This window comes from Halomonas sp. Mc5H-6 (assembly GCF_024124705.1).
Lineage (GTDB): Bacteria > Pseudomonadota > Gammaproteobacteria > Pseudomonadales > Halomonadaceae > Vreelandella > Vreelandella subterranea.
Genome location: NZ_JAMXSI010000001.1, coordinates 511,811 through 524,781 on the forward strand (window position 1 = coordinate 511,811; position 12,971 = coordinate 524,781).

12 protein-coding genes are annotated in these 12,971 nt (G+C 55.6%); 5 read left to right on the forward strand and 7 right to left on the reverse strand.

Annotated elements, in window-relative coordinates:
- The first annotated feature begins 5 nt into the window (after nucleotides 1–5).
- From NH395_RS02370 to NH395_RS02385, 4 genes are all read left to right on the forward strand, one after another.
- A complete protein-coding gene (locus tag NH395_RS02370; RefSeq protein ID WP_253022146.1) occupies nucleotides 6–2,273 on the forward strand; it encodes a bifunctional prephenate dehydrogenase/3-phosphoshikimate 1-carboxyvinyltransferase in 2,268 nt (755 codons plus the stop codon).
- Entirely contained in the window at nucleotides 2,266–2,955 is a 690-nt protein-coding gene (gene cmk, locus NH395_RS02375) for a (d)CMP kinase (protein WP_253022148.1), read from the forward strand. Before NH395_RS02370 ends, cmk begins: the two co-directional genes overlap by 8 nt.
- A gap of 183 nt (nucleotides 2,956–3,138) precedes the next feature.
- A complete protein-coding gene (gene rpsA, locus NH395_RS02380; RefSeq protein WP_066320448.1) occupies nucleotides 3,139–4,818 on the forward strand; it encodes a 30S ribosomal protein S1 in 1,680 nt (559 codons plus the stop codon).
- Nucleotides 4,819–5,094: 276 nt separating this feature from the next.
- Complete coding sequence (locus NH395_RS02385; RefSeq protein WP_253022150.1) at nucleotides 5,095–5,469, forward strand: histone-like nucleoid-structuring protein, MvaT/MvaU family; 375 nt, start codon at nucleotides 5,095–5,097, stop codon at nucleotides 5,467–5,469.
- 65 nt (nucleotides 5,470–5,534) lie between these two features.
- Here the strand turns inward: NH395_RS02385 and NH395_RS02390 are convergent, their stop codons facing one another.
- Nucleotides 5,535–6,365: a helix-turn-helix transcriptional regulator gene (locus NH395_RS02390; RefSeq protein WP_253022152.1), complete on the reverse strand. Its 831-nt coding sequence runs from the start codon at nucleotides 6,363–6,365 to the stop codon at nucleotides 5,535–5,537.
- A gap of 374 nt (nucleotides 6,366–6,739) precedes the next feature.
- Here NH395_RS02390 and NH395_RS02395 point away from each other — a divergent pair, with 374 nt between their 5' ends.
- Nucleotides 6,740–7,066 (forward strand): hypothetical protein, encoded by a 327-nt coding sequence (locus tag NH395_RS02395; protein ID WP_066320451.1) that lies wholly within the window; start codon nucleotides 6,740–6,742, stop codon nucleotides 7,064–7,066.
- 39 nt (nucleotides 7,067–7,105) lie between these two features.
- Here NH395_RS02395 and NH395_RS02400 read toward each other — a convergent pair whose 3' ends face one another.
- The 6 genes from NH395_RS02400 to pilB all read right to left on the reverse strand — a co-directional run bounded on the left by NH395_RS02400 (nucleotide 7,106) and on the right by pilB (nucleotide 12,771).
- Nucleotides 7,106–7,915 carry a DNA replication terminus site-binding protein gene (locus NH395_RS02400; RefSeq protein ID WP_253022154.1) on the reverse strand — a complete coding sequence of 270 codons (810 nt, stop codon included), beginning with the start codon at nucleotides 7,913–7,915 and terminating at the stop codon, nucleotides 7,106–7,108.
- Between the two features lie 57 nt (nucleotides 7,916–7,972).
- A complete protein-coding gene (gene yacG / locus NH395_RS02405; RefSeq protein ID WP_092829429.1) occupies nucleotides 7,973–8,206 on the reverse strand; it encodes a DNA gyrase inhibitor YacG in 234 nt (77 codons plus the stop codon).
- Nucleotides 8,207–8,268: 62 nt separating this feature from the next.
- Entirely contained in the window at nucleotides 8,269–8,871 is a 603-nt protein-coding gene (gene coaE / locus NH395_RS02410) for a dephospho-CoA kinase (protein ID WP_253022156.1), read from the reverse strand.
- Nucleotides 8,872–8,910: 39 nt separating this feature from the next.
- Nucleotides 8,911–9,756, reverse strand: coding sequence for an A24 family peptidase (locus tag NH395_RS02415; protein WP_253022158.1), 846 nt, complete (start codon nucleotides 9,754–9,756; stop codon nucleotides 8,911–8,913).
- Between the two features lie 21 nt (nucleotides 9,757–9,777).
- Nucleotides 9,778–11,010, reverse strand: coding sequence for a type II secretion system F family protein (locus NH395_RS02420; protein WP_253022160.1), 1,233 nt, complete (start codon nucleotides 11,008–11,010; stop codon nucleotides 9,778–9,780).
- 3 nt (nucleotides 11,011–11,013) lie between these two features.
- Nucleotides 11,014–12,771: a type IV-A pilus assembly ATPase PilB gene (pilB, locus tag NH395_RS02425; RefSeq protein WP_092829425.1), complete on the reverse strand. Its 1,758-nt coding sequence runs from the start codon at nucleotides 12,769–12,771 to the stop codon at nucleotides 11,014–11,016.
- Nucleotides 12,772–12,971 lie beyond the last annotated feature (200 nt).

A 12,971-nucleotide genomic window follows, 5' to 3' on the forward strand; every position in this document is an offset into this window, starting at 1 on the left:
AGAAGATGCCCGCCGGGGCTGGTATCGATGAGTCGCGGTTGTTGATTGTCGGACTCGGCCTGATTGGCGGATCACTGGCCTCGGCACTGCGTGTTGCCGGGTTTGAGGGTCAGATAGTCGGCTGCGACCCCAACCCCGATGAAATTGCCCGGGGCATCGAGATGGGCTTGATTGACAGCGGCGGCACCGAGCTTGGCGATCAGGTGACTGATGCGTCACTTATCGTACTCGCCGTGCCTGTGCTGGCGATGGAAACGGTCATGAGAACGCTGGCTCGCGCATTGCCCAAGGCCGCTCCCAATGTGGTGATCACCGATGTGGGCAGCACCAAGGCGGCGATTCGCGCCTGTGCCGAGCGTGTTTTTGGTGGCGTGCCCGTCAATATGGTGCTGGGGCACCCGATTGCGGGTTCAGAAAAAAGTGGTGTCTCGGCAGCCAACCCCGATCTCTATCGTCATCACAAGGTGATCTTGACCCCGGAGCCTGACGTTGATGCGGCGGCCCTGACGCGGGTTTCGGCACTATGGACGGCTTGTGGTGCCGATGTGTTGGAAATGAGCGTTGAGCACCACGACCATGTGCTGGCGCGTACCAGCCACTTGCCGCATCTGTTGGCATTTTCATTGGTCGACACCCTGGCGCGTCAGGATGATCGGCTGGATATTTTTCGTTACGCCGCTGGCGGGTTCCGTGACTTTACCCGCATTGCGGGCAGTGACCCGGTGATGTGGCGCGATATCTTCATCGCCAATCGCCAGGCGGTGCTGTCGTCGCTGGATGATTTTGAAGCGGGCCTTGCCCGATTGCGCAAGGCTGTTGAGCAAGGCGATAGCGATGCCCTGATTGCGACATTTGATCGGGCCAGTCATGCACGCCACTATTTTGATACATTATTGAACAAAACCACTTATCAGGCGGAATATCATATGCAACCAGAAGGTAAGGTGACTTACCGGGTGCGGCCAGGCGGTCAGGCGCAGGGCCGACTGCGCGTGCCCGGTGACAAATCCATGTCGCATCGCTCGATCATGCTGGGGGCACTGGCTGACGGTGTTACCGAGGTCAAGGGTTTTCTGGAAGGCGAGGACAGTCTTGCCACGCTACAGGCGTTTCGCGAAATGGGCGTGGCTATCGAGGGACCGCATCAAGGACGCGTGACCATCCATGGTGTGGGCATGCATGGACTGAAAGCGCCTTCTGGCCCGCTTTATGTGGGTAACTCTGGCACCGCGATGCGTCTGTTTGCTGGTTTGCTGGCCGGGCAGGCATTCGACAGCGAATTGACCGGCGACGAGTCGCTGAACAAACGTCCCATGGCCCGCGTTGCCGACCCGCTGCGCCTGATGGGAGCGACCATCGATACCGCGGAAGGTGGGCGGCCTCCGTTGAATATCAAGGGCGGCGCCGCTTTAAAAGGCATTGATTACGAGATGCCCATGGCCAGTGCCCAGGTGAAATCCTGCTTGCTGCTGGCAGGCCTTTATGCCGAGGGTGAAACCCGCGTGCGTGAGCCAGCGCCTACCCGCGACCACACTGAGCGCATGCTCAACGGCTTTGGCTATCCGGTGTCCCGTGACGGTGATACCTGCTGGCTGCAGGGTGGTGGAAAGCTGACAGCAGGGCCGATCGATGTGCCGTCGGATATTTCATCAGCGACGTTTTTCCTGGTGGCCGCGGCCATTACTCCCGGTTCGGACATAACGCTCGAACACGTGGGCATCAACCCGACCCGTATCGGTGTGATTAATATTCTTAACCTGATGGGCGCCAATCTGGCCCTGGAAAATCAGCGTGAAGTGGGTGGCGAACCCGTTGCGGATATTCGTATTCGCTATGCACCGCTCAGCGGTATCGAGATTCCCGTCGACCAGGTGCCATTGGCGATAGACGAATTTCCAGCCTTATTCATTGCCGCCGCCAACGCCAAAGGGACGACGCGTTTACGCGGCGCCGAAGAGTTGCGCGTCAAGGAGTCTGATCGCATTCAGGCGATGGCTGATGGCCTGGCCATTCTGGGCGTCGAGCACAGGGTTGTGGCTGACGGTATCGACATCGTTGGCAATGGTGACGACCAAGTGGCCAGTTATGGCGGCGGGCGGATCGATAGCCTGGGTGACCACCGAATTGCGATGGCCTTTGCCATTGCCGGGCTGCGGGCAAGCGACGATATCGTGATCGATGATTGCGCCAATGTGGCGACCTCGTTCCCGGGGTTCGTGGACCTGGTGACACGCGTGGGGATGGCGCTATCGGTGGAGGGAGTGCATGGCTGAACATCCCCCCGTATTGACCATTGATGGCCCCGGCGGCGCAGGTAAAGGCACGATCAGTGGGCTCATCGCTGATCGCCTGAACTGGCATCTGTTGGATAGTGGGGCCTTGTACCGGTTGACGGCGCAGGCCGCTGTCAAGCATCAGGTGGCGCTTGATGACGAGGCGGCCTTGGCACAATTGGCCCAGGCATTGGACGTTGCCTTTCCCGTCGAAAATGGTCAGCCACGAACATTGTTGGAAGGCGAAGACGTCAGCCGGGCGATCCGCACTGAACAGGCTGGCGAGCGCGCGTCTCAGGTGGCGGCGCTTCCGGCTGTTCGGCAGGCGTTGCTAGAGCGCCAGCGCGATTTTTGTCAGGCGCCTGGCCTGGTGGCTGATGGTCGAGACATGGGCACGGTCGTTTTTCCTGACGCTTCCCTGAAGATATTTCTGACCGCATCAGCAGCGGAGAGAGCCCGCCGTCGCCATCAGCAGTTGCAGGAAGCGGGCGTGGATGCTAGTCTTTCGAGTCTTCTAAAGGAGATTCAGGCGCGCGATGCACGCGATATGCATCGCAACGTGGCGCCACTCAAGCCGGCAGATGATGCCATTACGCTTGATACCACGTGCCTGAGCATACCGGAAGTGGTTGATCAGTTGACCGAGCTGCTGGCCCAACAGGGGCTGGTTTCCGACAATTGACTCTCCCTTGCGGCGTTTTTGGACAGGTGTCACGACATGGCAGGGCGTAAAACTCACATTGGGAGCCCGGTCAGGTCTAACCAGCGCTAACACCTCCAAAAGCAGAGTGACATTAGGCCCGTGCTCGCTGGTGGTACGGAGAAGGCATTTATGCCTCAACAACGTTGATCACGTAGGAACACCATGAGCGAAAGCTTTGCTGAACTGTTTGAACAGTCTCTTAACGACATCAACATGGAGCCAGGCGCTATCGTCGCGGCCCAGGTTGTCGATATTGACGGTGACTGGGTTACCGTCAACGCCGGTCTGAAATCTGAAGGTCAGATCCCCGCGGCGCAATTCCGCGACGAGAACGGCGAACTGAACATTGCGATCGGTGACGACGTTCACGTTGCACTGGAAGCCGTTGAAGATGGCTTCGGTGAAACGCGTCTGTCCCGTGAAAAAGCCAAGCGCGCAGAAGCTTGGAAGATTCTGGAAGCCGCCTTCGAGAAAGATGAAGTCGTCAAAGGCGTGATCAACGGTAAGGTCAAAGGCGGCTTCACCGTCGATGTCGATTCTATCCGTGCCTTCCTGCCGGGATCTCTGGTTGACGTCCGCCCGGTTCGCGACACAGCGCATCTGGAGCACAAAGAGCTGGACTTCAAGGTCATCAAGCTCGACCCGAAACGCAACAACGTTGTGGTTTCACGTCGCGCGGTTCTGGAAGCCGAAAACAGTGCGGAACGTGAAGCACTGCTGGCAACACTACAGGAAGGCCAGCAAATCAAGGGTATCGTCAAGAACCTGACTGATTACGGTGCCTTCGTTGATTTGGGTGGCGTTGATGGCCTGCTGCATATCACCGATATGGCGTGGAAGCGCATCAAGCATCCGTCTGAAATCGTGGCCGTCGGCGACGAAGTCAACGTTAAAGTGCTGAAGTTTGACCGTGAACGCAATCGCGTTTCTCTGGGTCTCAAGCAGCTTGGCGAAGATCCGTGGGTCCGTATTAAAGAGCGCTATCCGGAAGGTACCAAGGTTCATGCCGTGGTTACCAACCTGACGGATTACGGCTGCTTTGCTGAACTGGAAGAAGGCGTCGAAGGCCTGGTTCACGTTTCCGAAATGGACTGGACCAACAAGAACATCCATCCGTCCAAAGTGGTTCAAGTGGGCGATGATGTTGATGTCATGGTATTGGATATCGACGAAGAGCGTCGTCGTATTTCCCTGGGTATCAAGCAGTGTACTGCTAATCCGTGGGAAACCTTCAATGCCGAGTACAACAAGGGCGATCGCGTCTCGGGTACTATCAAGTCAATCACTGACTTTGGTATCTTCATCGGCCTGGAAGGCGGTATCGACGGCTTGGTTCACCTGTCCGACATCTCTTGGACAGATACTGGCGAAGAAGCGGTTCGTAACTTCAAGAAAGGCGACGAAGCCGAAGCGGTTATCCTGTCTATCGACCCTGAGCGTGAGCGGATTTCCCTGGGTATCAAGCAAATGGATTCCGATCCTGTTGCTGAATACCTGTCGGTCAATGACAAGGGCAGCATCGTTACTGGTCGTGTCGTTGAAGTGGACGCCAAAGAAGCTCACGTCGAGCTGGCTACCGATGTAGTGGCTGTCCTCAAGGCGTCTGAAATCGCGGCTGATCGCGTTGAAGATGCACGTAACGTTCTTAGTGAGGGTGACAGTGTCGAAGCGCGCATCGTGAGCGTTGATCGCAAGAGCCGTCAGATTAACCTGTCGGTGAAAGCGAAAGAGCAGGATGACACGCGTCAGAACCTCAAGAAGTTGCGTGAACAAGAGCCGGAAGCAGCAGGTGGTGCAACCACTATCGGTGACTTGATTAAGCAGCAAATGGGCCAAGACTAATATCGCCATTAGTACTGGTTTCATAAAACGCCGCCTTTAGGGCGGCGTTTTTTTGTCAGTGAATTCCTGCCTGTATAACTTGGTGATTAAGCCACTAAAAAGTTATTCATTGCTAAGCCAATCTTTAAAATATCTTTCGTAATTGACTAAAAATCAACTAGACTGTTGTCAGTCGGCTTTTTTACAGCAATAATGAATGCGCATTCTGAACTAATGGATACTGACAATGTCAGTTCGGTATCTTATCTGGTTTGACCTGATGTTAAAGGATTCCCCATGTCACTACTTAACGAATACATCCAAAAAGAACAGCAGCTGAAGCAGCTTCAAGAAGATCTTCAGCGACTAGAGGGTGATCAGCGCCTCAAGAGTGAACTAGAGTTTAAAACAAAGCTTGAAGCGCTCATGAATGAATTTGGCAAGCGCCCAGCTGATGTAGTAGCGTTGTTAGACCCTGCTGCCGATCAGCGTGGTTCAAAGCCCGCCAGTAGCAATGCAGGTCGCCGTAAGCGCCGCTTAAAGATTTATAAAAATCCTCATACAGGTGAGGTTATCGAAACGCGTGGAGGCAATCACAAGGGGCTGCGTAGCTGGAAAGACGAACACGGCGATGAGACCGTTGAGTCCTGGCTTGTGCGAATGGAAGACTAAGTATCTCCAAGTCGGCATTCCCAGTGGTAATGCCGACTTTATTACTTCCCCGGCCAGGCATTTCCTCATTGATTCAGCGGTACCCTCAATTCCAAATAATCGGTTTTCCACAGTACCATGGGCGCCTCGCCGCTGATGTAATAGCCTTTTTGTACATGCAAGAGTTCCAGCAACATGCTGGTCAGCGCGCGTGAAAGTTGTGAAAATTCCTCAAAGCAGGTGCTCGCATAATGGCGTGCTGCAATATTAATACGGCGGTAGGGTGCAGGCAGTGGAATGCTCTTCATGTTGTGAAGCGTTTCAAGGTAGAGCCCGATATCGGTACGTACCGGGTGCGCAGCTTGATCGCTTAGAGCATCGATTTTTTCGCTGAGTAAATCAGGCAGCGAAACTGCGGGTGTTGAGTCTGCCAGCCTTGCTTGCAGGCTTTCCAGCTGGTGGCCATGGTAATTGCTATCCCCAAGCCCTTGAAGGTGCTCAGGCGATTTATAGAGTCGCATGAGAACAGCCTGTCGTGCAGGTGTTTGCTTGATTTGAGTCGTGTAACCGTAAGGCGGTATTTGCTGATGCATCACATGGCCCATGGCTTGACGGTAGCGTCGTGGGGATAGTTGGAAATGTCGCAGAAACGCCCGTGAAAAAGACGAGTGGTTTTGATAACCGCAATCCAGCGCAATCTGCGCTATATTACGGGGAGTGAAGACGAGTAAAACCGCTGCACGTTCTAGCCGACGTTTTTCTCGATAAGCACTCGGCGATGTGTGAAAGTAGTGACGGAATTGGCGCCGTACTTGAGAAGTTGAATACCCTAGATGTTGAGCAAGATCGTCAATACTCAATGGCTTTTCAAGTGTGTCTTGCAGCCAGATCTCAGCTCGTGTCATAGCATTGAACATTATCTGGCCTCCCATGCATGAGTATTACCGCCAGATGGTGTTTCCGGCGGTAATGTGCACCCTCCCGGTGCCTTGGTTTCTCGAATTTGCCCCAACGTCAGTACAACGCGGCGGCGGCTTTTTCTGCCTCAATGCTGACACTAGAGCCTAGTGATTACATTGCAGCGTTGTATTGCAGTGGTCGCAAAATATGCAGCGATACGTAAGTATTATTTACTATATGCACCAGTACGTAGTGATGCTCTCTTTATGCTAGTAACAGCTCTCGAAGGCAAGTTGGCTTTGGCTTTTTACGCGTTTGGGCACAGTTTTTGGGGAAAATAGCCTTATAGAAAGGCGTATCCCTCAATCAAAAGGGTGTGAATGACATATCAATGAAATATCAAAAAGTTCAGAAACCGATGGATGAGCGCGACAAGCTTCGTAAATTTCGCGAACTGGATGATGCGTTTGCGCAAGCGCTACGTCAGTTAGAGGACCCTGGCAAGGCGATGGAGATTCCCACCGGGCCGCCAGTGCGTTCCTTGGAGGCGCTTGAAGAGGAAGACGCCGAAAAGCAGGCTCAATTACGAGAGGAGGCGTTTCAGCAGCAATTCGAAGCATTGCTGACGGAATACCACATTGCCTCGCACGAGCTGCGCGAGCTGATCGAGACGCTGCTGGCGTCCGGGCGTTGGACAGAGGAGCAGGCGCCTGCCTGATTGATTAAACCTGGTTGTTAACCCGCTGTTTAAATAAGCTTAGCGGTAGCGATACACGCGCAGGCTGGGTAGGAAAACATCGGACTCCAGCTTTTCATCGCGCCGAGTCGCGCGTGTACGTTGTGGCTGGGGGTGAGTTGGCGGTGCCTTGATATCGGGCATTCCCAAGCGCTCATTGGGAACGAAAAGGGGCATGGAGACGTTCAGCGCCCGTCGCGTGTGGCCATCCGCTAACGGGTGGCTAAAAAAGAGATTGGCACGCATTAGCGGTGCCTGGGCTTGAACCTGGGCAAGCGGTTCTTCGCTGGGTAAGCCTGCAAGACGACGCAATTGCACTTTTATATGAGGCGCATCAGTATCCAGCCGAAGTAGCTTTTGTTCGGCGTCTCTGACGGTGATGCGTTTAATCGAACGTCCACTTTGATACCAGGCAAAGCGCACTTTTGCGACTTCGGCATCGGCGATAGGCAAATGACGCCAGCATTGTTTTAAATGTAACCGCGCTAACCCTTCTTTACGTAAGACATGATTAACATCCGGGTGGCGAGTGGTTAGCTTCGCCTTAGCGTCACTCAGTGCTTTGGGGGTAGTGCTTTTAATCTTCTGCAAGCCCGCATGGAATGCGTCTTTGGCTATATTTACCTGGCGAGCAGCGTCGATAAGTTCGTCGTTGGCGACAACGATACCCAGATAATTGCGTGTTTCCCGGCCATCCTGCCCCGTCTGATGCCAGACATCGAAAAGTGCCGCTCTAAACCCTTCCGGTGAGGGGTCGGCTGTGGGCGACAGCAGCCAGGTAGGCGGACACTGCACTGCGTATTGCGTGGCGAGTACGTCCAGTGCGGCCATCAGATCATCAAAGCACCTTTCAAGGTGCTGGATAAGATGGTAGGCAGGTGCGGTCATTCAGGAAAGTGGTGCATCGCGGTCAGCCCGCGCCAGCAGGGCGTCGATATCGGCTTCGTCCATGGCATTTTCACCGGCTATTCGGTGGGATTCTTCCGCCCAGGCCCCCAGATCAAGCTGCTGGCAGCGTTTGCTGCAAAACGGACGGAAAGGACTTTCGCTACTCCATGCAACGGTTCGTGAGCATTGAGGGCAGGCGACTTCAAATGGGCTGTCGTTAGCAGGTTGAGACATAAAATATCCGCAAATGTAAAACGTGATCAGTGAAAGAGGACGCCTCAAAGGCCGTCAACGGGTCACGACGATAGTCGCTCTCGATAGTGTTGATCAAGTTGGGCGACCTGGTGCTGCATATGCGCAATATCGCGACTGTTGTCGATGATGTCATCGGCACGGGCACAGCGTTCCTCGCGCGACATCTGTGCGTCCAGAATAGCACGCACATTTGCTTCACTGACACCATCGCGCTCAAGTGTTCGGGATAGCTGCATGTCGGTGGGAATATCGATCACCAGGGTGCGATCCACTAATGCCGCTTGGCCCGATTCGAACAGTAAAGGCGATACCAGCAGCGCATACGGAGAGGGCCCCGACTGAATATTCTCTAGTCGGGCGATAATTCGCTCGCGAATCAGAGGGTGGGTGAGTTGCTCAAGCCATTGGCGTTGTTCGGGAGCTTCAAAAATGATCTTGCGCAGAGCGGCGCGGTCGAGTGCCCCATCCTGATCAATCACCTCGGGTCCAAAATGCTCACCGATAGCGTCAAGCGCGGGCTCACCGGGTGCGACAACTTCGCGGGCCACATCATCGGCGTCGACCCATCCGATACCGCGTTCGCCAAAGGCGCGGGCGACGGTTGACTTGCCTGAGCCGATGCCGCCTGTAAGGCCAATAATCATGGTGCATCTACCTGTGATATGTCATTAGGACCGTCAGGCTTAACTGACGATATTAAGGTATACCGCTAATATATCGTTGCCAGCGAGCAGCATCATCCAACCGGCGAGGGCTAAAAAAGGTCCGAACGGCATGGGGGTGCCGCGCGCCTGGGGGGATGACGCTTGATAGGCCAGGCCGAGTATGGCGCCTAAACCTGCCGAAAACAGCACCACCAGTGGAAGTGATAGCCAACCCAGCCAGGCGCCCAATGCAGCGAGCAGCTTGAAGTCACCAAAGCCCATGCCTTCCTTGCCGGTAGTCAGCTTGAACAACCAGTAAAAACTCCAGAGGCTCATATAGCCGACCACGGCGCCGATAACGGCATCGGCCAGGAAAGCGGGTTGAAAAAGCCATTGATAGATCAGGCCGGCCCACAGCAGCGGCAGTGTCAAAATATCGGGCAGTAGCTGTACACGCCAATCAATGACGGCCAGGGCGAGCAGCGTCAAGCAGGCGCCATAAAGCCATAGCGCCTGCCAACTGAGGCCATAAAGCAGGGCGACGCTGATGGCCAGGATGCCACCCGCAAGCTCGATGAGCGGATATTGCAGGCTGATACGGGCATTGCAGTGCGCGCAGCGCCCACGTCGTTTGAGCCAGCCGATCAACGGCAGATTATCGTGCCAGGCGATAGAAGACTCGCAGCGGGGGCACATTGAGCGCGGCTGGGCCAGATTGAAGCGCGGCGATGGCTCTTCAGCCAGCGCGAGCTGGGCGCGAGCTTCCTGACGCCACTGCCGCATCAGCATGACGGGCAGACGGGTAATCACCACATTGAGAAAGCTGCCCAGGCATAGCCCCAATAAAACAACCAGTGGCCAGAAAATGGTCGAAAAATACTGCATGACATGCCTTTGCACGACGCCCTACAGGGCCGAGCCTAAGTTGAAAATGGGTAAGTACATCGACACCACGACACCGCCGACCAGCAGACCCAAGACCACGATAATGAGCGGTTCCATCAGCGAGGTTAAGGCATCCACCTTGTTGTCGACTTCTTCTTCGTAGTAGTCCGCGACGCGGTTTAACATGGCATCCAGCGAGCCTGCTTCTTCACCGATGCTGACCATTTGCACCGCCAGGGGCGGAAACTGATTGGTCATGCGCATGGCGAAGTGTAACTGTTGACCGGTGGCCACGTCATGGCGTGTTCGGGTGACGGCGCGTTCGTAGACTCTATTGCCGGTTGCCCCGGATGCCGTATCCAGTCCCTCGACCAGCGGCACGCCCGACGCAAAGGTGGTCGCAAGGGTTCGGGCAAACCGCGCCACTGCCGATTTATGCAGGATGTCCCCGATGATGGGCAGGCGCAATAGAATGCTGTGTGCGCGATAAGCAACGCGGGGAGAACGGTTAATCGCCTGCTTGAGCAGCAATACCCCTGCGATGGTGCCCCCCAGTGCGTAAAGCCAATAGCGTTGGGCAAGGCCTGACAAGTTGACTGTCATCTGCGTCAAGGCGGGCAGTTCCGCGCCAAAGCTGTCAAACATGCTGTCGAATTCGGGCACCACCTTGATCAGTAGAAGAAGGGTGACCCCGACACCGATCAGGAGCACTGCGGAGGGGTACCACATGGCCTTCTTGACGCGGCTCTTAAGCGACTCGACTTTTTCCTTGTAAGTGGCGATGCGGTCAAGCATCTGGTCAAGTGCACCGGATTGCTCGCCTGCTTCAACAAGGTTCACAAACAGACGGTCAAAGTGCTTGGGGTGACGGCGTAGTGCATCGGAGAAGCTTGCCCCGGCGGACACATCGCTCATCATTTGCTGCACCAGCGCTACCATCGCCGGTTTTTTGAGGCTCTCGGCGACCACCTGAAACGCCTGGAGTAGCGGAATACCGGCCCGAATCATGGTCGCCATCTGGCGGGCAAACACCATGATGTCGTGTGGGTTGATTCGCCCGCGACCACCGAGGCCGCCTTTCTTGCGTAACCGCTTTACGTTGATCTGCTGATTGGCGAGCTCGCTGGCGACGTCTGCCTTGCTGCGACCAATGATTTCACCGCTAAGCGTGCGATTCTGAGGCCCAGTGCCTTCCCACTTCCAGCGGTAAAGCTGAATGCTTGGCTGACGACGAGCCCGAGGCGACTTGGCCATGGTTTACTCCTTGCTGACACGGTTGACTTCCTCGAGGCTCGTGATCCCTTGCATCACCTTTAAAAGACCGCTCTGATGCAGGCTCGGATAGCCCTCACGGCGGGCCAACTGGTCAATATCCAGAGAGTTGGCATCGCGCATGATCAACTGGCGCATCGCATCGGTAATCGGCACGACTTCGTAGACACCCACGCGCCCCTTGTAGCCGTGGGTACACTGCTTGCAACCGACCGGGCGAAATAGGGTGGACTGCTGAATCGCCTGTTGGCTGAACCCTTCGCGTCTCAGCGCTTCGTGGGGAATGTCCGCCGGTTCCTTGCAGTGAGGGCAAAGCTTGCGCGCCAGGCGTTGGGCAATGATCAAACTGACTGCGCTTGCAATATTGAAGGAAGACACCCCCATATTGGACAGGCGAGTAAGGGTTTCGGCCGCCGAGTTGGTATGTACCGTCGACAGCACCAGGTGGCCGGTCTGGGCCGCTTTGACGGAGATCTCGGCAGTTTCCAGGTCGCGTATTTCACCGACCATGACCACGTCAGGGTCCTGGCGCAGGAATGCCCTTAACGCGCTTGCGAAATCCAGACCGATCTTCGGCAGGACGTTGACCTGGTTGACGCCGGGGACCTTGATTTCCACTGGGTCTTCGGCGGTGCAGATATTGCGCTCTATCTGGTTAAGAATATTGATGCCGGTATACAGCGATACGGTTTTACCGCTGCCTGTCGGGCCGGTCACAAGAATCATGCCTTGCGGCTGCGCCAGCGCCCGTTCGTAATGACCGCGCTGGTCATCGGTGAAGCCTAACTGCTCGATGCCAAGTTGGGTGGCGGTGGGGTCAAGGATCCTCAGCACGAGCTTTTCACCATAAACCGTCGGCAGTGAATTGACCCTGAAGTCGAGAGAGCGGGTGCGTGACAGCTTGAGTTTAATCGCCCCGTCCTGGGGCAGGCGGCGCTCGGAGATATCCAGCCGGGCCATGATCTTCAAACGCGCGGCGATACGGTTACGCATGGCAAAAGGCGGCCGTGCCACCTCAATGAGCATGCCATCAATCCGGAAGCGAACCCGGTACTGGGTTTCATAGGGCTCGAAATGGATATCCGAGGCGCCCCGGCGAATCGCATCCAGCAACAGTTTATTGACGAATTTGACGATCGGGGCGTCGTCGCTGTTCTGGGGCGCTTCCTCGAGGGGAGCGTCTTCACCGGATGCTCCCTGGACAACATTCAAGGAACTGACGGCATCGTCGATGTCATCAAGTTCCTCCAGCATGCTGCGTTCATTCTGGGTGAGATACTGGTTCAACGCCGTGCTCAGTTGGTCAACAGGCGCGAGTACCCCTTCAACGCTCAGTCCGGTGGCAAATTGCAGTTCATCCAGTTGGGTGAGCGTCGCCGGATAAGGGACGGCAACGGTAAGTCGGTGGCCGTGGCGCGCTAATGGCAACACCGTCAAGTGCTGAAGAACTTTAATCGGATAGTCAGCCGCTGGTGGCAGTGACGATAAACGCACGGCGTTGAGATCGATCACCGGCAAGCCATACTCCCAGCCAGCAGCTATCGCTGATTGCCTGGGATCGACCAGGCCGCTGTCAACAACGTGCTGGAGTAGTGAAATATCCAGGTCGAACGCCGTCGCCTCGGCGGTGGCCGCCTGAGCCTCGGTCAGCAACCCGTGCTTGACCAGACGCTGGGCGATGCCGCGCAGCCCGCCCCGGGCGGCGGCATGGCTTAAGGTTGACTCGAAATTGGGTTCGCTCATGCGTGACTCGTTGATGAAGTGCGCTGCGGATTACTTTTACCATACTTGGCAACACAAGGCAGTAGCGGCTCTTTAAGCCGAAAGGTTCAAGCCAAGCATCCTGCGGCCGATATAACTCATACTCAAGCGTTGATGCGTAATATTGATAAACCATAGACTGTCAGTTAATGTCATTGCATCTTTGCCCAAAGCAATACTCG

What these genes read in the sequence shown, in the direction of transcription:
- NH395_RS02370 (WP_253022146.1), top strand. Translation starts at nt 6, where the DNA reads ATGCCCGCCGGGGCTGGTATCGATGAGTCGCGGTTGTTGATTGTCGGA.
- cmk (WP_253022148.1), top strand. Translation starts at nt 2,266, where the DNA reads ATGGCTGAACATCCCCCCGTATTGACCATTGATGGCCCCGGCGGCGCA.
- rpsA (WP_066320448.1), top strand. Translation starts at nt 3,139, where the DNA reads ATGAGCGAAAGCTTTGCTGAACTGTTTGAACAGTCTCTTAACGACATC.
- NH395_RS02385 (WP_253022150.1), top strand. Translation starts at nt 5,095, where the DNA reads ATGTCACTACTTAACGAATACATCCAAAAAGAACAGCAGCTGAAGCAG.
- NH395_RS02390 (WP_253022152.1), bottom strand. Translation starts at nt 6,365, where the DNA reads ATGTTCAATGCTATGACACGAGCTGAGATCTGGCTGCAAGACACACTT.
- NH395_RS02395 (WP_066320451.1), top strand. Translation starts at nt 6,740, where the DNA reads ATGAAATATCAAAAAGTTCAGAAACCGATGGATGAGCGCGACAAGCTT.
- NH395_RS02400 (WP_253022154.1), bottom strand. Translation starts at nt 7,915, where the DNA reads ATGGCCGCACTGGACGTACTCGCCACGCAATACGCAGTGCAGTGTCCG.
- yacG (WP_092829429.1), bottom strand. Translation starts at nt 8,206, where the DNA reads ATGTCTCAACCTGCTAACGACAGCCCATTTGAAGTCGCCTGCCCTCAA.
- coaE (WP_253022156.1), bottom strand. Translation starts at nt 8,871, where the DNA reads ATGATTATTGGCCTTACAGGCGGCATCGGCTCAGGCAAGTCAACCGTC.
- NH395_RS02415 (WP_253022158.1), bottom strand. Translation starts at nt 9,756, where the DNA reads ATGCAGTATTTTTCGACCATTTTCTGGCCACTGGTTGTTTTATTGGGG.
- NH395_RS02420 (WP_253022160.1), bottom strand. Translation starts at nt 11,010, where the DNA reads ATGGCCAAGTCGCCTCGGGCTCGTCGTCAGCCAAGCATTCAGCTTTAC.
- pilB (WP_092829425.1), bottom strand. Translation starts at nt 12,771, where the DNA reads ATGAGCGAACCCAATTTCGAGTCAACCTTAAGCCATGCCGCCGCCCGG.